Genomic DNA, 18685 nt, shown 5'->3' on the forward strand with positions numbered 1-18685 from the left:
TCAATCGCTTCCTTGTCTTACTCGTATCTCGAAACCTTTTAATGTTATTAAGCCTATAAAAAAACTTAAAAAATAAATGTGTTTGTTACAATTTCAATGTCGTTTTATCCAGTTTTCAAAGAACAAAGCTACTACCTGTTTCTACTTCTTCGCAGCTTTGCGACGAAAGCGTAGCGACAGGAGCAAGTATATTGAAGTGTTTCATCTAATGATGAACCTTCAAAACTGAACGCAAAACGTAATCTTACAAACCCAAGGTTTGTATTCCGAAAATATCCTTAGAAAGGAGGTGATCCAGCCGCACCTTCCGATACGGCTACCTTGTTACGACTTCACCCCAATCATCTATCCCACCTTCGGCGGCTGGCTCCAAAAGGTTACCTCACCGACTTCGGGTGTTACAAACTCTCGTGGTGTGACGGGCGGTGTGTACAAGGCCCGGGAACGTATTCACCGCGGCATGCTGATCCGCGATTACTAGCGATTCCGGCTTCATGTAGGCGAGTTGCAGCCTACAATCCGAACTGAGAACGACTTTATCGGATTAGCTCCCTCTCGCGAGTTGGCAACCGTTTGTATCGTCCATTGTAGCACGTGTGTAGCCCAGGTCATAAGGGGCATGATGATTTGACGTCATCCCCACCTTCCTCCGGTTTGTCACCGGCAGTCACCTTAGAGTGCCCAACTAAATGATGGCAACTAAGATCAAGGGTTGCGCTCGTTGCGGGACTTAACCCAACATCTCACGACACGAGCTGACGACAACCATGCACCACCTGTCACCGTTGTCCCCGAAGGGAAAACTATATCTCTACAGTGGTCAACGGGATGTCAAGACCTGGTAAGGTTCTTCGCGTTGCTTCGAATTAAACCACATGCTCCACCGCTTGTGCGGGCCCCCGTCAATTCCTTTGAGTTTCAGTCTTGCGACCGTACTCCCCAGGCGGAGTGCTTAATGCGTTAGCTGCAGCACTAAGGGGCGGAAACCCCCTAACACTTAGCACTCATCGTTTACGGCGTGGACTACCAGGGTATCTAATCCTGTTTGCTCCCCACGCTTTCGCGCCTCAGTGTCAGTTACAGACCAGATAGTCGCCTTCGCCACTGGTGTTCCTCCAAATCTCTACGCATTTCACCGCTACACTTGGAATTCCACTATCCTCTTCTGCACTCAAGTCTCCCAGTTTCCAATGACCCTCCACGGTTGAGCCGTGGGCTTTCACATCAGACTTAAGAAACCACCTGCGCGCGCTTTACGCCCAATAATTCCGGACAACGCTTGCCACCTACGTATTACCGCGGCTGCTGGCACGTAGTTAGCCGTGGCTTTCTAATAAGGTACCGTCAAGGTACAGCCAGTTACTACTGTACTTGTTCTTCCCTTACAACAGAGTTTTACGAACCGAAATCCTTCTTCACTCACGCGGCGTTGCTCCATCAGGCTTTCGCCCATTGTGGAAGATTCCCTACTGCTGCCTCCCGTAGGAGTCTGGGCCGTGTCTCAGTCCCAGTGTGGCCGATCACCCTCTCAGGTCGGCTACGCATCGTTGCCTTGGTGAGCCGTTACCTCACCAACTAGCTAATGCGCCGCGGGCCCATCCTATAGCGACAGCCGAAACCGTCTTTCAGAATTGTCTCATGAGAGACAAAAGATTATTCGGTATTAGCCCCGGTTTCCCGGAGTTATCCCAAACTATAGGGTAGGTTGCCCACGTGTTACTCACCCGTCCGCCGCTAACGTCAAAGGAGCAAGCTCCTTATCTGTCCGCTCGACTTGCATGTATTAGGCACGCCGCCAGCGTTCGTCCTGAGCCAGGATCAAACTCTCCATAAAAGAAATTTGATTAGCTCAAATTGTTTTGCTGGCATCAATTTTGATGTCCAAAATTTTGTTTCGTTCGCTAACGAGGTTAGCTACTAAAAACTATATTGATTACGTTTTGCTTGTTCAGTTTTCAAGGTTCATTTGTTAGTTACTCACTAAGTAACTTTTTATAATTTAACATACATTCAATATGATGTCAACTATTTTTTCTATTATTTTCTTTCGGTTTGTTGTTCGCATGTTTCGTAACAACGTGTTTAAATATATCATCTCACATTATAGTTTGCAAGTGTTTAATAGAAATAAAACTATTCAGTCAATATATGATAGTAGTTTCTTCTATATAAAAGTGCCAGGCACTGAAACAATTTTGAATTCTGTCTGTAGTCTCCCACAGCTTACATTGGTGTCAGGCACTCAAATAATTTTCCATAAAAAAAGGCTCCACCTAGTTTTCACTAAGCAGAACCCTTTTCGGCTTTCTATTATCGAACCCAGATAAAGTATGCAAGGAAGACGAAGAATAATCCATACATCATTGGGTGAATTTCTTTTTTACGTCCTGCTAAAAGCATTGTTACTGGGTAGAATACGAAACCAATGGCGATCCCTGTTGCGATGGAATAGCCAAGAGGCATCATTAAAACAGTAAAGAATGCTGGAACGGCAATTTCGAATTTATCCCATTCAATTAATCGTAGTGACGAAACCATTAACACACCTACGATAACAAGTGCTGGTGCTGTTACTGCTGAAGTCACAACCGCAAGCAATGGTGAGAAGAATAGTGCTACTATAAATAATACAGCAGTAACAACTGCAGCAAAACCTGAACGAGCACCTGCTGCTACACCAGAAGTTGATTCTACATAAGCAGTAGTTGTTGAAGTACCAAATAAAGAACCAATTGTTGTTGCTAGGGCATCTGCCATAAGTGCACGGCTTGCACGTGGTAATTTATCGTCTTTTACTAAGCCAGCTTGTGTTGCCACAGCCATTAATGTACCTGCTGTATCGAAAAAGTCAACAAATAAAAATGTTAATACAACAACTAAAAATTTAACGTTTAGTAATGAACCGAAGTCATGAATAATTGGGTTAAGTGCAACCATAAATGTAGAATCTACACTTGGGATTGATGATACAACAGCTTCTGGTGGTGCAATCACACCTGTAATCATACCAACGATTGCTGTAATAACCATTCCTAAGAAAATGCCGACACTACGGAATTTAAGGATTAGGATGATTGAAATAATAATACCGAATACTGCTAAAAGAGTTGAACCTGTAAATGCTCCTAATGTTACTAAAGTTGCTGGACTATCAACTACAATACCAGCTCCTTGTAACCCTACAAATGTAATAAATAAACCAATACCAGCTGATACAGCATATTTAAGTTGTGCTGGAATTGCATTAATAACTGTTTCACGAATACCTGTTAATGAAAGGATAATAAATATAATCCCCGAGAAGAATACACCTGTCAAACCAGTTTGCCAAGGAATGCCATACGTCCCTACTACCGTGAAAGCAAAGAATGCATTTAAGCCCATACCTGGTGCCAATGAGATTGGGAATTTAGCGAAAATACCCATAATCAAAGATCCGACTGCCGCTGCTAATGCTGTTGCTACGAAAACAGCACCTTTATCCATTCCCGCACTTTCCAGAATCCCTGGGTTAACAGCTAAAATGTATGCCATAGCAAGGAATGTTGTAATACCACCAATTATTTCGCGGCGATAATTAGTACCTAATTCATCGAACATGAAATATTTTTTCATTTTGAAAATATCCTCCGTATTGTCGTCTTCAATATCGAAAACAAAAAAGACACGCCGACTATTCTACTAGTCGCATGTCTACGATACATTTCACCACTAATAATGTGTGAAATAAATTAGTTATTATACATTCGTATAAAAACTATATCGTAGTCAAGTTATTTACGGTAACTTGGTAGAAACTCACGGGCCATATTCCCGACATTATACGACGACTTATTTACTTTACAATCGTAATATATCATTTCGTTTTTTAGATTTCAACCCCATTTCCGAACATTTCTTATAAAAAAAATACGAAAGTTCGTGTAAAATACGGTATTAATGTTCTGATTTTGTAAAAACAGCGTAAAAAAACAGGAAAAATACTAACTTATACAAGTTGCTTTTCCTGTTTTTTATTTACGATTAAAGGCTATAGTCGACCATTTTGCATTTATTTTGAAAAAGGGAGTTTTTCAAATGTATGTAAATATATCAAAGGCTTTTATATCTAATTACTCACCCAACTCCTACACAATAAGAAGTACTCAGGCAATAAATACAAAACCATCGAAATCCATTACGTAAGAGCTCCCATCCTCATTTCCACCATTATCCTTACTTCTCTACTCGACTCTCTAATAATTGAATTCTTTTTTCTAATTTTTGTTTCCAATCCATCGCTAATGCATCTACTGCTTGAATACGTTTCATCGCAAGTGCGTTTTTGTTTTCAAAATATACTTCATTGCAATGTAAAACCGATATACGAGCAGGGTGTCTTTCAACTATTTCAATTTTCGAGTCTGCACATATTGTTCCCTCTCTTAGTACACGCGCTAGGAAGCCTGTATAACCTGTTTCAATTAATCGTTTAAGTAATGTGTCAGCCTTTGTATATTTATCAATCGTACTACACGGAATACGTCCTTGCGTAATTTGAATGACTGCATCACCAATTTTATAAATATCTCCAATACAAACATCCGCTTCAAGCATATTTGTTACCGTTAAGTTCTCACCGAATGCTGCTGCTGGCAATGCCTTACCAAGTTCCTGTTCCCATTGTTCGTAATGCTCCGCAGGATATAGACAAACAGCGCGATCAGGTCCACCATGATGCTTTTTATCTGCCACATCATCCCCCTCAAAACCACGAGTAGCTAAATAAACTTCGTGCACTTTCCGTTTTGCAATCCCTGTAATCATTGATCGCCCTTTACTATAGTCCAATTCTTTCGGCATACCAACAGCAAGTGTATAAATCGTCGCTATACTTTTCTCCATTTCAATCCCCCTAAATTAAACAACAGCGTAATCATTTTACATAAATTTAGTTTACTATATCCAACGCTTTGCCAGCAATTTTGCCCTCTCTACGTTAGTTTATATCATTTAAATCTTTCCAATTGAAAATGACTAGAAAAGTTCTATTGTTACGTCACTTGGGACACATCAGATAACTAAAAAAAGCCCTAAAAACCCTGTGTTACTAGGGCTTTTAGGACTCTGCTATTAGCTATTATTCCCACTCAATAGTTGCTGGTGGCTTAGACGTAATATCATACAGCACGCGGTTTACGTGTTTTACTTCGTTTACTAAGCGTACAGAGATTTTTTCTAGTACGTCCCAAGGGATACGTGCCCAGTCAGAAGTCATACCGTCGATAGACGTTACAGCACGGATACCGATTGCGTAGTCATACGTACGAGCATCGCCCATTACGCCGACTGAACGAATATCAGGTAATACCGTGAAGTATTGCCATACATCGCGATCAAGTCCAGCTTTTGCAATTTCTTCACGTAAGATGAAGTCAGATTCACGAACAATTTCAAGTTTTTCTTCTGTTATTTCACCAAGTACACGAATACCTAAACCAGGACCTGGGAATGGTTGACGCCAAACGATTTTTTCATCAAGACCAAGCTCTAAGCCAAGTGCACGAACTTCGTCTTTGAATAATGTTTTTAATGGTTCAATCAATTGGAACTGCATGTCTTCTGGAAGACCACCTACGTTATGGTGAGATTTAATTGTTTGAGCAGTAGATGTACCAGATTCAATAATATCTGTATATAAAGTTCCTTGTGCAAGGAAATCCATACCTTCTAGTTTTGAAGCTTCTTCATCGAACACGTAAATAAATTCGTTACCGATAATTTTACGTTTTTTCTCTGGATCAGACACACCCGCAAGTTTGTCCATGAAGCGTTGACGTGCATCAATCTTAATTAAGTTCATATCGAAATCTTCTGTGAAAGTTTTCATAACCTGTTCAACTTCACCTTTACGGTTTAAGTTGTGGTCTACGAACATACATGTAAGTTGATCACCAATTGCTTTATGAATCAGTACTGCAACAACAGAAGAGTCTACTCCGCCTGAAAGGGCACATAATACTTTTTTATCGCCAACAATTTCGCGAATTTTTGCGATTTCGATTTCAATAAAGTTCGCCATTGACCAATCACCTTTAGCGCCACAAATATCGAATACAAATTGACGAAGTAAATCGTTACCATATACAGAGTGACGAACTTCTGGGTGGAATTGTACTGCATATAATTTACGTTCTACGTTTGCCATAGCAGCGATTGGACAAGATGCACTTGTTGCGATGATTTCAAAGCCAGCAGGTACTTCTGTTACGTGGTCACCATGACTCATCCAGACGATTTGTTCTGTTGGTAATTCACCGAATAATTTATTTGCAGCAGTTACTTGAATTTCCGCTTTACCGTATTCACGTGTATCTGCGCCTTCAACTTTACCACCTTGAGTATAAGCCATTAATTGCATACCATAGCAAATACCTAGGATTGGTAAACCTAATTCAAAAATAGCTTGATCTACATGGAAAGCATTTTCATCATAAACTGAGTTAGGACCACCAGAAAAGATGATACCTGTTGCGTTCATTTCTTTAATTTCTTCTGCTGTAATCGTATGTGGATGTAATTCACTGAAGACACCGAACTCACGGATACGACGCGTAATTAATTGGTTAAATTGGCTACCGAAGTCTAGAACGACGATTTTTTCTTGCTCTTTTAATAAAGGGCTTGCTGACAATATTTCCACCTCTTCTTGTATTTTTAAAGGACGTTTTCATATGTTCAAAGAAAAACGCGTATGAAAGTAAAAAAACTTCCTACGCGTCCATAAGTTCATGATATATAAAGGGGAATGCGTAACAAAGAAAAGTGATTTATAAAACTCCTCACCTAACCAAAACATTCACCTTCATAGAGAAATCATTTACGGTGATTTCGTAGAAACATCCGAACCCTATTTTCGAACTTATATGAAAGCCATCCTAATCATATATAATTTTTTCTCATTTTACTCTTTGTGCCCATTAAAATCAACTGATTGTGCGATTGATTAAATATTCCCAACTTTCTCTCAGTTTAACATAGTCAACATCAAGCGTATTCTTGCTATAAATACGCTGCTCATATACCGCTGTTAACTTTCTCATTTCTTCTGTTTCTAGCGCAGCATCCACCCGTTCAGCAAACGCTCGTAATGTCTCACCATGTTTTCGACTTAAACCAATGCGTACTAATTGTTTCGTTAATGCCTGATAGGAAGAATCAAAATTCGTCCAATCCGCTTCTTTTTTTCGATAAGCACGCACATGCATTTTAGGAATCCATGTTTTACGTTGTACAAATAATGTCACACCAGCAATTAAGAGCAAGGCAATTAGTGTCAACCAAACATATTTTAATGTTTTCACCCATGTCCATACGCTATCAAAGCTAAATGCTGATTGCGAAGTTGTTTTCTTCGTTGTTTGTTCTTTCTTTTGTTGTTGCTCTGGTTTTTCTTCTGGCTCTAGTGTCTGTTCTTGCTGTGGAGTATCTCTTTGCAAATCATAATTAATGTTCGCATTTCCAGAAAAACCAATTGTAGGTTCAAATTCTATCCACCCTGTACCAGGGACATACGCCTCTACCCATGAATGCGCATTATCATTCGTTACCTTATATTCCCGATAACCATCAGATACTCCACCCGCATTCCCTGGTGCAAAACCCTTCACCCATCGAGCAGGAATACCTATAGTCCGAAGCATAACGACCATGGATGTAGAGAAATTATCGCAGTACCCTACTTTCGTATCGAAAAGGAATTGATCTACATAATCTTGATTTTCAGAAGGATAGGCGGCAGCTGTTTTATCGTAACTATAGTCCCCTTTTGAAAAATACCCTTCTATCGCTTTTATTTTTTCATAGATCGATGTTTTATCGCGCGTAATATCAATTGCTAAATCTTGCACACGCTGTGGAAGTGTATCTGGTAATTGTAAAAAACGATTATACGAACTATCTAATGTTTCTAACATAGCAGGCTCTGACATTTGAAGTTGTTGCAAACTATAGTTTGGTTCACTGTAAAATATCGTGTAACTCGACAGTAATTTATTACTACCATTATTCATGGTTATTAATTCGCCACTTGGTTGCTTCATAACTATTTTTTCAGTTTGTCCATCCTGTACATACAAAGTTGGATCATCTGCGGAAACAGACAGCATACCATACGTTTGAATTAAAAATGGCATAGGTACAGCCATTTCCATCTGAATTTGACGTTCATTCTTTTTTGGACCAACAGGCAGAGAAGTAATGATTGGAGTGTCGTTTTCAAAAACCGCTTCTCCTATATATTCACCAGACAATACCCACCCTTTTGATGTGTATGTATCTTTTGTATCTATACGCCAATAATGACGATCGCGGGAAGATGCAGTGAAAATTAAAGTATTATCACCTTTATATGGTCCACCTAATCTACTATCGTCATCACTATAGCCGACTGTTTTTTGACCATCCCCAACGCCACCTTGTCCTGTAACACCTTTAATAAATGGCACTGGATCAGCCCACGTAGGCCCTGCTTTCGGTAAAAAGAATGCCACCATACTAACGAGTACAACTGAAATTAACATCGGTATTACAATTTTCCACTTTCTCACTATCTCACTCGGTGCATCTACTTGAATTCTTAAGCGTTTTAAGAAAAGCACACCTGTCATAACAAGACCAAGTATTACTACTTTAATAATAGCTGGTTTACCATTATATTCGCTAAACGTATCAAGTGTAGCGATGAAAAATACTGTTAGTATGAAAAAGTAGAAAATATTATGATGCACTGTAATCCAATGGTGAATTAAATAGATTAGCATCCAGATCAATGCCAAAAACAGAACTGTTCTAAATGCATCTGATACTTGTCCAAAATTCCCCGAAAAAATGTTCACCATATTCAACGTCACTTCATTCACTAAAAATGGAATAGTGTGACCTGAGAAAAAAGGATTCTCGCTATATACATATATAACAAACCATGTAATATAGCCTAACTTTACAAGCCCTGATAATAATGGCTTAACTTTAAATAGGCATAATACTAGCGCTAAGCCAATGAAAATTAAAAACAAATGACTTACGCCTGTATTGGTTAATTGCATGACAGGCATTAGCCACTCACGCAGCATAAAGAAAATAATGATATAGGCTATCGTCAGCTCAACAAAACTTTCTAGTGATTTTTTCACGGCTTCATCACCTCCGTGAACAAGTGGTAATAATCTGTTGGATCTACATGTACGACTTGAATATGTTTATAACGCTTTATTACATCAGACTGCGCTTGTGTCTGTTGTGCCAATACAAAACAAATACAGCTTTTCACCGAATTACCTAAAGTATGTAATAGTTCATCTGATATATCACTCGTTACATATAAAAGTGTTGCAACACGCTGAAAAACTTGTTGATCGCGCAATCGGACTTCTGCATTTTCAATTGGATTTACACCAGCTAAATGATGCATTACTCGATCTAGCTGTTTTTCCCCCTGAATGGAAGTAAACACTTTCGTCTTTGTGCCTGTTGACACAAAAGAAACATCTCCACGACCTTGTACGATTGCTTTAAGCATCGAAGCTGCCAGCTCAATTTTCTCTTCGAATAAGGGAGAAGCACCTTCATCAAGCATTAACAGCAACTCCTGAGATTGCCGATCCTCAAATTCCTTCGATTGCAACGTTTGCGTTTTCGCAAAAGATTTCCAATGAATCCACGAAAAGCGGTCTCCTGGTACATATTCTCGCAAACCAATGGCCATTGATGTATCTTTTACAATGGAATAAGGAGCCATCATAGACCCAACATCTAATTTCGCTTGTAATGTAGCATATTTCATTTCATGCACTCTTGGATAAACGAGAATTATTTGTTCTTTTTCTATCTGAATGCGTTTCTTTGCCCATCCAAAAAAATCATAGAAGAGTATATTTGCACCTAAATAACGATGTTCACCACGTGGCAAGCTATCAAGTGTATAACTCCAATTAAAAGCCTTTTTAAAACCTACAAATTTGATAGCGTCCTTCTCTTGTATTTTAGACTGAACTAGCATCGGGCTACCAACAAGCTCTTCCACTAGGATATATGCAAATGGAAAACGTGTTTTTCTTTCAATGCTAATTGTCACGTTAACAGATTGTCCGCTTTCTACACGCGAAGGTTCAATTTTCCGTTCGATACTGTAGATGTCCTCTCTTACAAGTTGAAAAATAAAGGCGTATAACAAAAATGGACTTACTGTAAAAAATACAAACCAGCTTACAAAACCACCTTGAAACATTGCGTAGCAAAATGTTATAAGCATTAGAGAGCTCACTAATAGGAAATGTTTACTTTTCTCAAAAAGAGCACGCCATTTCTTCATTGCTCTGCAAACCTCTTCGTTGGCACAGGCGTTTTCGCCAAAATACGCTCAATAATTTCCTCTGCGGTTACATCATCGTAACGCGCATCTGGCTTAAGCACTAATCGGTGACTAAAAACAAATGGCGCTAAATGCTGCACATCATCTGGTATTACATAACTACGACCTTTCATAAACGCATACGCCTGCGAAGCCTTCATTAAAGCAATCGTCGCACGAGGGCTAACGCCTAAATAAACATAGTTGTTCTCTCTCGTTTGAGAAGCCAGCTCAACCATATAGTTTTTTACGGAGTCTTCGACATATACCCCCTGCACAAGTTCCTGTAATTCAATTAATTGGGCAAGCGTAAGGACAGCATCAATTTTTTCAATGGACTTACCGTTTTCTGCTCGTCGCAATATTTCTACTTCCTGCCCTCTAGTTGGATAACCCATTTTTATTTTCAGTAAAAAACGGTCTAACTGTGCCTCAGGCAGTGGATACGTTCCTTCATGTTCAATCGGGTTTTGTGTAGCCATAACGAAAAATGGTTGGGTAATTTTAAGCGTATTGCCGTCTATTGTAATAGATGCTTCCTCCATCGCCTCAAGTAATGCCGATTGTGTTTTAGGTGAAGTTCTATTAATTTCATCCGCTAATACTACATCACCCATAATCGGTCCTGGACGAAATTCAAATTCCATTGTTTTAGGGTTATAAATCGAAACACCTACAACATCTGAGGGCAATAAATCTGGTGTAAACTGGATACGTTTAAACTGGGCATCGAACGACTTAGCAAGTGCACGTACCATCATTGTCTTACCAACTCCAGGCACATCTTCAAGTAATACATGACCATTCGCAAGCAAAGCGACAATGCTAAGTTCGGCAACCTCCCTCTTTCCAATCATTACTTTTTCTATATTTTCTAATACCATTTGTATTTGTAAATTCATAAACAAAATCCCTCCCATTTCCGCTAACCAATTATTTGAATTGCACGATAATTTCAGTTTAAGCATATCGAAAACTGCACTGTAACACAATTAATGTGCCATTAGCCGTTACATACATCATTTTAAATCTCCGATAGTATTTCCCTTATATTCCTCAAATATCAACTCGTTTGCACTACCTTATAAAACAACCCTATTTAGTAGTATAACGTTTCGCTTCCAATAAAGTTACAATTTTTATTTGATTACCCATAATTATCAAGAAACCAAAACTCTTCCATGTTAAGCTAAAAGGATAGAGACATGACGAATCTTCTCCACTTGCAAAAACACCCTATACCTGTGTGGTATAGGGTGTTTTTTAAATTTATATAGAAGTTCGGTAACTATTGTGACGCTTCATTTGCTTGCTAAGACGGCTAAGCTTTCCAGCTGTTTCATGTAGTTCATTATGGATTTGAACGTTGTCTTCACTATCAACAAAAGCAGCCTCTATTTTATTGGGACTTTGCTGTTGAATTTGTCTCTTCTTACTTAATAGCTTTTTATCTTTCATTTTTTGCATACTTTTTTTAAATCGTTGCTGCGCGTTATGGCTAAAGTTATGACTAAGATCGCCAGCATGTAAATATTGTTGTTCATTACGAAAAGTACTACTTGTCGTCGCACCTACGCTAGAAGTCCTCATAATTAGTTACCCTCCTTTTCATTTTACTCACTTTGTAGGTATTTATATCGACATTATATGCTCGAGATTAACCAAACAGAACCAAAATATATAAAAAGAATAGAATTGTTTAAAAAGTATCTATCACTTTTTGTACAACTCTATTCTTCAAGGCTATTTCCAGAAATCATCAAATATCGTGATAGGCATATGGCGTTTATGTTGTGAATGTAAATAGTGTTGCTCTAGTGTATTACGAGCAGCTTCAGGAATTTCTTTCCCTTCTAAATAATCATCAATTTGCTCATATGTTAATCCAAGTGCCACTTCATCTGGTAGTGATGGACGATCTTCTTCCAAGTCGGCAGTTGGCACTTTCAAATATAAATGCTGAGGGCAATCAAGAGCAGCTAGCAACTGTTTCCCCTGACGCTTATTGAGACGAAAAATAGGCATTAAATCTGCCCCTCCATCACCAAATTTCGTATAGAAACCTGTAATTGCCTCTGCTGCATGGTCGGTACCTAAAACAACAGCGCCATTCATGGCAGCTATAGAAAATTGCACTTTCATGCGCTCACGTGCTTTTTCGTTCCCTTTTACAAAATCACTAAGCATAACACCCGCATTTTCTAAAGCACGAACACTAGCATCGACCGCTTCCTTAATATTTACTGTGTAAGTATGCGTAGGCTTAATAAAATCAATGGCATCTTGACAGTCCTGTTCATCGAATTGCACACCATATGGCAAACGCACTGCCCAAAATGAATACTTCTCCTCGCCGTCTTCCGCATTTAGCTCACCAATAGCTAGTTGTGCTAATTTCCCAGTTAAAGTAGAATCTTGTCCGCCAGATATACCAAGTACAAACCCTTTAACAAAGCTATATCGACGTGCATACGCCTTTAAAAAATCAATGGATTTACGAATTTCTTCCTGCGCATCAATTGTTGGCAGTACTTTTAATTCATTAATTATTTGTTGTTGCAATGCCATCACATTCTTCACTCCTTACCCTTTAACTATTCGGTTGACCATTTCTCGTACTTCTTCTATATTGCGCATTTTATTATCCCAGCATTTTTGACTTAAATCGACTGGGTATTCTTCTGGATTCATTGCACGTTTGTACTCATCCCATAACAACTCTAAATTTTCAGCTGCATATTTCTGCATATCTACAAGCGTAGGATTTTGATAAATTATTTCACCATTATTAATCACATGCTGATGTAGGTTTTTCGCCTCGAAATTCGTCACGAATTTTGACACAAATGTATGCACAGGGTGGAACATTTTAATACGTTCTTCTGATTGAGGGTTTTCATCGTGCATTGTAATGTAATCACCCTCTGCTTTACCATTTTTCTGGTCGATAATACGATAAACATTTTTTAAACCTGGTGTCGATACCTTTTCAGCATTTGCAGAAATTTTAATTGTATCCTCTAACTGACCTTCAGCATTTTCAATGGCTACCATTTTATAGACGGCACCTAACGCAGGCTGATCATAGGCTGTAATGACCTTTGTGCCAATTCCCCACATATCAACGCGGGCACCTTGTGCCTTTAAGTTCAAAATCGTGTATTCATCTAAATCATTTGAAACAACAATTTTCGCATTAGGGAAGCCAGCTTCATCTAGCATGCGACGCGCTTCTTTTGATAAGAAAGCTATATCACCACTATCCAGACGAATACCAATAAAATTAATTTTATCCCCTAATTCTTTCGCCACTTTAATCGCTGTCGGCACACCTGATTTCAACGTGTTATAGGTATCCACTAAAAACACACAATTACGATGACGTTTAGCATAGGCATGAAAGGCATCATAATCATTTTTATAGGCTTGCACAAGTGCATGTGCATGTGTACCAGCTACTGGTATGTTAAATAGTTTACCCGCACGAACGTTACTAGTTGAAGCAAATCCACCTATAAAGGCTGCACGAGTTCCCCAAATAGCCGCATCCATTTCATGGGCACGGCGTGTACCAAATTCCATCGCCATTTCGTCTTTTACGATTTGCTTAATGCGACTTGCTTTCGTAGCAATAAGCGTTTGATAATTCACAATATTTAAAAGAGCTGTCTCAATTAATTGAGCTTCCACTAACGGTGCCTCAATGCGAACAATTGGTTCGTTTGCAAAAACGAGTTCCCCTTCCACCATTGAATACATATTACCTGTAAAGCGAATGTTTTTTAAATAGTCGATGAAATCCTCTTTATAGCCAACTTCTTTACGCAAATACTCAATATCAGACTGACTAAAACGAAAGTCTCGTAAATACTCAAGCATACGTTCCAATCCAGCAAAAATGGCATAGCCATTGCCAAATGGTAATTTTCTAAAATATAATTCAAAAACCGCTTTTCTATTATGTATACCATCAGCCCAATAAGACTCTGCCATATTGATTTGGTATAAGTCTGTGTGTAGCGCTAAGCTATCATCAGCATAGTTTGATCTCATAGGAAATCCCTTCTTCCACTATCATAGTTAGTCTTAGTATACACTATATACCCAAAATCTTGCGTTTTACACGTTTTCTATCTCATGTTAGGTTATCTAACATGAATATTCAGAAAATTACGAACTGTTCATAATTTAGACACAAATTTTAGTACCGCTTTCATTCCCTTAATAATTAGCTTTTTAGTAAACTATTACGAAAATCGAAATATACCATGTAATAATACCTTACATGTAAATTAAAAAAACAATTGCGCCGTTTAAACACTCGCTATAGTATGTAAATTAAATTTACGCAAGGAGCTGGTGTGAGTGAAAAAAATCGAGGCAATTATTCGTCCAGAGGTATTTGGGGTTGTACGAGACGGACTTGCAAAGGTTGGTATTGCAGGTTTAAGTATTTCTGAAATCGCTGGCTGTGGTCGTCAATTAGGTCATACAGGTTTGTTTCGTGGGAATGCCTACGAAATTGAATTTTTACCTAAATTAAAGCTAGAAATGATTATCGACGACGAAAAAGTAGATTCGATTGTGGAGGTTTTATTACGTGATGCTGCAACTGGTAAGGTTGGAGACGGAAAAATATTTATTTATCCAGTAGAACAGGCAATTCGTATCCGTACTAAAGAAGTCGGATCAATTGCTGTAGATTAAGGGGGAGATAACTATGGATGACGTTATTTTATCTGTAAATTTAGTTTGGATTATGCTTGGTACAATTTTAGTTTTCTTTATGCATGCTGGTTTTGCAATGGTAGAAGCTGGTTTTACACGTTCTAAAAATGCCGTAAACATTATTATGAAAAACTTCTTAACGATATCACTTGGAGGCATTGTTTATTTTCTATGTGGCTATGCAATAATGTTTGGTGACACTGCTGGAGGCATCTTCGGTACAAGTGGATTTGCTTTAAACGGTGTAGATGACCTTTCATTCTTTATTTTCCAAACAATGTTTGCTGCAACAGGTGCAACTATCTTATCTGGCGCTGTAGCAGAACGTACAAATATTTTTGCTTATATTGGTGTAATTATACTTATGACATTACTTGTTTATCCTGTAGTTGGGCATTGGATTTGGAGCGGTCAAGGCTGGTTAACTGATTTAGGCTTTATCGATTTTGCTGGTTCCACAGTCGTCCATTTAACTGGTGCTGTAGCAGCCTTTGTAGCAGCAATCATGATTGGACCTCGTCTAGGTAAATACGAAAATGGTCGTGTTAACGTTATTACTGGTCATAGTATCCCACTTGGCGCATTAGGCGTGTTTCTTCTATGGTTCGGCTGGTTCGGTTTTAACGGTGCCTCCACATTAGCTGCTGACCCTACTCTCGTTCCAAAAGTAATTGCGAATACATTTTTCGCAGCATCTGCTGGTGTAGTTGCTACTGCATTTTATACAAAATTCCGCTATGGTCACATCGATGGCTCACTTACTCTCAACGGTGCGTTAGCAGGGCTAGTAGGTATTACAGCTGGTGCAGCAAACGTCAGCATTATCGGTTCACTCATTATTGGTTTGATCGCAGCGCCATTATTAGTAGAAGGTGTTCGCTTTATTGAATGGAAATTAAAAGTGGATGATCCTGTTGGCGCAATTGCAGTTCATGGTATTTGTGGAATCTGGGGCACACTTGCGGTCGGGTTCTTCGATATTACTGGTCAAGGCCTATTCTATGGTGGGGGCTTAAGTTTGTTAGGCATCCAAGCAATAGGTGTAATTGCGACAATCGCTTGGGTTGGTGTTTCTGTCACAGCAGGTCTATTTATTATTAAAGCATTTGTCCCTTTACGAGTTTCAGCAGAAGAAGAAATTACAGGACTAGATGTTATCGAACATGGTACACCTGCTTATGAATATCAAGAAGTTTTTAAAAGCTCTGCTATAAATGGTGAAACATTTGCACACCGTTTAACTCATTTTGGTAAAACCCAAACGAGTGTAACTGAGGAACATGTCTAAAATCAATTCGTTCCACATATAAAGCAAGTACAAGAATCTGCTGGATATCCCTGGTGAAATTGCGGGAACCCAGCAGATTCTTTTGTTTCAGTATCACATTACCTATTTATTTAGCTCTTTCTAATTCAAGTAAAAATTCTTTCATAGTTAACCCACTTCGAAAGCCCGTTAGCTTACCGTTTTTCCCAATGACACGATGACATGGAATAATTGCCAGTATAGGGTTGGCACCTATTGCACTACCTACAGCTCTAACTGCCTTAGGTTTACCAATTCGCTCTGCAATGGCAGAATACGTTGTCGTCGTTCCAAACGGCAGCTCTTGCAACGCTTCCCATACAGCTAGCTGAAATGCTGTTCCTTTCACATGTATAGGTAAATTAAATTCAGTTAGCTCTCCATTAAAGTAAGCTGTTAATTGCTCAACATAAGGCATTAATTTTTCTTTATTTTCTTCTAAGCTGTAACCCTTAAACGCCCTTTGAGCCCATGTTTCAACTTCTTCAAATGCTGCATTAGGTGTTCCTATATACACAAGCCCTTCATCCGAAGCAATTATATACATCTCACCTTGTGCGTATGTTAGTGTATCTACATATAAAATATCCATTACTCCATTCCCCTAACTCGATTAGAAGTTCACTACATAAAAATGTAAAATAACTATAGTGTCGAATCAATTCATGCTACAGTTATTTTACCTATAACCCTAAAGGAGTTTCAACTACATGACTATGTTATTTGAGCCCGCTATTCACTTTCAACAAGTGCGTTTTTCAGTGAACGATAAAACCATTTTAAAATCAATTACTGGCTCATTCCCAAAAGGGAAAATTACAACACTTGTTGGACCATCTGGTGCTGGCAAAACAACCTTACTAAAAATGTGCAACGGTCTACTATCACCAACAGAAGGCAGTATATTAATTGACGATCAGTCAATCACAACCTATGAGCCTACTACTTTAAGAAAACATGTAGGTATTGCCCTTCAAGCAGCACCTATGATAAAAGGAACCGTTTTTGACAATTTAGCACTCCCCCTTGTATTACAAGGAAAAAAGCTCTCACAGCACGACGCCATTCAATATTTACTGGACGTCGGGCTTGATGCAAGCTTTTTATCTCGTGATAGCAATGAATTATCTGGTGGGCAACGCCAAAAGGTTTCAATTGCACGCACCTTAATCAATCAATCTTCGATATTATTGTTAGATGAAATTACTTCTGCATTAGATCGTCAATCCTCACAAGATATCGAAGCACTCATTGTTACATTAAACAAAAAATATGATGTCACGATAATATGGATTACACATAATTTACAGCAAGCCTTAACGATTGGGCATTATACTTGGGTCATGATGGATGGTGAGCTGATTGAAACAGGAGAAAGCTCATTATTAAAAGCCCCTACTAATCCAAGAGTCGCTGAATTTGTACAGGGGGTAAACGTATGAGCTATACATCGCTTTCATTAACATTAATTTTTGTTTTAATCCCGCTAATACTTTCAAAAACGTTCAAGCTAGGGCTTGAAAAAGACACAATAATTGCAACAATTCGCTCCATTATCCAATTACTTGCAGTCGGCTATATTTTAAAATTCGTTTTTGAAGCTGAAAGTTTTATTTATATCTTTCTAATGGTTGCATTAATGATTTTAGTTGCCGCGTTCAATGCCCGTAAAAAAGGGAAAGGAATTAAGGGAATTACTTGGAAAATAATAGTGACACTTATTGCAGTGGAGGTTGTCACACAAGGTGTTTTACTTGGTTGCGGTATTGTCCCTAGTACTGCCCAGTATATTATCCCTATTAGTGGTATGTTAATTGGCAACACAATGGTATTATCTATATTATTTTTAAATCGTTTCACTGCAGAAATAACAAGTCACCATAATGAAATCGAACTCATTTTATCTCTCGGAGGCACACCTAAACAGGCAATTCATCGCCAGCTAATCAATGCCATTAAAGCAAGTATGATTCCTACCATTGAAAGCCAAAAAACTATCGGACTTGTACAATTACCTGGGATGATGAGCGGTCAAATTATCGGTGGTGCAGACCCGATACAGGCAGTTCAATTTCAACTTTTAATAATTTTCGCTCTATTAACAACTGCGACATTATCGAGCATAATGATAGGCTTTTTAAGCTATCCAGTGCTTTTTAATGATAGGTTACAGATGCTAGAAATGAAATAATTGTTTTCGTGATATCATGACATTCTCTATAAATATGTTATACTAGTAAGAAAAATGCAGTGAGGAGAAT

Annotated in this window: 14 protein-coding genes, 1 rRNA gene and 2 riboswitches; of the genes, 4 read left to right on the plus strand and 11 right to left on the minus strand. The window is 38.6% G+C overall.

The window, feature by feature from the left end:
- Nucleotides 1–282: 282 nt before the first annotated feature.
- The 10 genes from FH508_RS21170 to FH508_RS21215 all read right to left on the minus strand — a co-directional run bounded on the left by FH508_RS21170 (nt 283) and on the right by FH508_RS21215 (nt 14443).
- Nucleotides 283–1834, minus strand: a 16S ribosomal RNA gene (locus FH508_RS21170).
- Nucleotides 1835–2310: 476 nt separating this feature from the next.
- On the minus strand, nt 2311–3615 hold the full coding sequence (locus tag FH508_RS21175) for an NCS2 family permease (RefSeq protein ID WP_173478846.1): 1305 nt from the start codon (nt 3613–3615) through the stop codon (nt 2311–2313).
- A 130-nt stretch (nt 3616–3745) separates the two neighbouring features.
- Nucleotides 3746–3847, minus strand: a riboswitch (purine riboswitch).
- 368 nt (nt 3848–4215) lie between these two features.
- Nucleotides 4216–4884 (minus strand): MOSC domain-containing protein, encoded by a 669-nt coding sequence (locus FH508_RS21180; RefSeq protein WP_173478847.1) that lies wholly within the window; start codon nt 4882–4884, stop codon nt 4216–4218.
- 235 nt (nt 4885–5119) lie between these two features.
- Entirely contained in the window at nt 5120–6673 is a 1554-nt protein-coding gene (gene guaA / locus FH508_RS21185) for a glutamine-hydrolyzing GMP synthase (protein WP_173478848.1), read from the minus strand.
- Between the two features lie 154 nt (nt 6674–6827).
- A riboswitch (purine riboswitch) is annotated at nt 6828–6929 on the minus strand.
- 36 nt (nt 6930–6965) lie between these two features.
- On the minus strand, nt 6966–9173 hold the full coding sequence (locus tag FH508_RS21190; protein ID WP_173478849.1) for a transglutaminase TgpA family protein: 2208 nt from the start codon (nt 9171–9173) through the stop codon (nt 6966–6968).
- On the minus strand, nt 9170–10351 hold the full coding sequence (locus tag FH508_RS21195) for a DUF58 domain-containing protein (protein WP_173478850.1): 1182 nt from the start codon (nt 10349–10351) through the stop codon (nt 9170–9172). The genes FH508_RS21190 and FH508_RS21195 overlap by 4 nt, the downstream gene beginning before the upstream one ends.
- Nucleotides 10348–11292, minus strand: a complete 945-nt coding sequence (locus FH508_RS21200) for an AAA family ATPase (protein WP_139860302.1) — start codon at nt 11290–11292, stop codon at nt 10348–10350. The genes FH508_RS21195 and FH508_RS21200 overlap by 4 nt, the downstream gene beginning before the upstream one ends.
- Nucleotides 11293–11659: 367 nt before the next feature.
- Complete coding sequence (locus FH508_RS21205) at nt 11660–11980, minus strand: NAD synthetase (RefSeq protein ID WP_139860304.1); 321 nt, start codon at nt 11978–11980, stop codon at nt 11660–11662.
- A 153-nt stretch (nt 11981–12133) separates the two neighbouring features.
- The gene (gene nadE, locus FH508_RS21210) at nt 12134–12958 is read right to left on the minus strand and encodes an NAD(+) synthase (RefSeq protein WP_139860306.1); all 825 of its coding nucleotides are present in this window, start codon (nt 12956–12958) and stop codon (nt 12134–12136) included.
- Nucleotides 12959–12973: 15 nt separating this feature from the next.
- Complete coding sequence (locus tag FH508_RS21215) at nt 12974–14443, minus strand: nicotinate phosphoribosyltransferase (RefSeq protein WP_173478851.1); 1470 nt, start codon at nt 14441–14443, stop codon at nt 12974–12976.
- Nucleotides 14444–14755: 312 nt separating this feature from the next.
- Between FH508_RS21215 and FH508_RS21220 the strand changes: the two genes are divergently transcribed.
- Nucleotides 14756–15097, plus strand: coding sequence for a P-II family nitrogen regulator (locus FH508_RS21220; protein ID WP_173478852.1), 342 nt, complete (start codon nt 14756–14758; stop codon nt 15095–15097).
- 13 nt (nt 15098–15110) lie between these two features.
- The gene (locus tag FH508_RS21225) at nt 15111–16406 is read left to right on the plus strand and encodes an ammonium transporter (protein ID WP_173478853.1); all 1296 of its coding nucleotides are present in this window, start codon (nt 15111–15113) and stop codon (nt 16404–16406) included.
- Nucleotides 16407–16512: 106 nt separating this feature from the next.
- Here the strand turns inward: FH508_RS21225 and FH508_RS21230 are convergent, their stop codons facing one another.
- Complete coding sequence (locus FH508_RS21230; RefSeq protein ID WP_173478854.1) at nt 16513–17016, minus strand: methylated-DNA--[protein]-cysteine S-methyltransferase; 504 nt, start codon at nt 17014–17016, stop codon at nt 16513–16515.
- 118 nt (nt 17017–17134) lie between these two features.
- On the opposite strand from FH508_RS21230, the gene FH508_RS21235 reads away from it, so the two are divergent.
- Together FH508_RS21235 and fetB are read left to right on the plus strand one after the other, a co-directional pair.
- Complete coding sequence (locus FH508_RS21235; protein WP_173478855.1) at nt 17135–17866, plus strand: ABC transporter ATP-binding protein; 732 nt, start codon at nt 17135–17137, stop codon at nt 17864–17866.
- Nucleotides 17863–18615 carry an ABC transporter permease gene (gene fetB, locus FH508_RS21240; RefSeq protein WP_173478856.1) on the plus strand — a complete coding sequence of 251 codons (753 nt, stop codon included), beginning with the start codon at nt 17863–17865 and terminating at the stop codon, nt 18613–18615. The genes FH508_RS21235 and fetB overlap by 4 nt, the downstream gene beginning before the upstream one ends.
- Nucleotides 18616–18685: the final 70 nt, after the last annotated feature.

The organism is Lysinibacillus sp. CD3-6 (assembly GCF_006351725.2).
Classification (GTDB): Bacteria; Bacillota; Bacilli; order Bacillales_A; family Planococcaceae; genus Lysinibacillus.

Coding starts and splice junctions, on each gene's coding strand:
- FH508_RS21215 (WP_173478851.1), bottom strand. CDS start 14,443: ATGAGATCAAACTATGCTGATGATAGCTTAGCGCTACACACAGACTTA.
- FH508_RS21175 (WP_173478846.1), bottom strand. CDS start 3,615: ATGAAAAAATATTTCATGTTCGATGAATTAGGTACTAATTATCGCCGC.
- FH508_RS21195 (WP_173478850.1), bottom strand. CDS start 10,351: ATGAAGAAATGGCGTGCTCTTTTTGAGAAAAGTAAACATTTCCTATTA.
- FH508_RS21225 (WP_173478853.1), top strand. CDS start 15,111: ATGGATGACGTTATTTTATCTGTAAATTTAGTTTGGATTATGCTTGGT.
- nadE (WP_139860306.1), bottom strand. CDS start 12,958: ATGGCATTGCAACAACAAATAATTAATGAATTAAAAGTACTGCCAACA.
- fetB (WP_173478856.1), top strand. CDS start 17,863: ATGAGCTATACATCGCTTTCATTAACATTAATTTTTGTTTTAATCCCG.
- FH508_RS21205 (WP_139860304.1), bottom strand. CDS start 11,980: ATGAGGACTTCTAGCGTAGGTGCGACGACAAGTAGTACTTTTCGTAAT.
- FH508_RS21180 (WP_173478847.1), bottom strand. CDS start 4,884: ATGGAGAAAAGTATAGCGACGATTTATACACTTGCTGTTGGTATGCCG.
- FH508_RS21200 (WP_139860302.1), bottom strand. CDS start 11,292: ATGAATTTACAAATACAAATGGTATTAGAAAATATAGAAAAAGTAATG.
- FH508_RS21235 (WP_173478855.1), top strand. CDS start 17,135: ATGACTATGTTATTTGAGCCCGCTATTCACTTTCAACAAGTGCGTTTT.
- FH508_RS21230 (WP_173478854.1), bottom strand. CDS start 17,016: ATGGATATTTTATATGTAGATACACTAACATACGCACAAGGTGAGATG.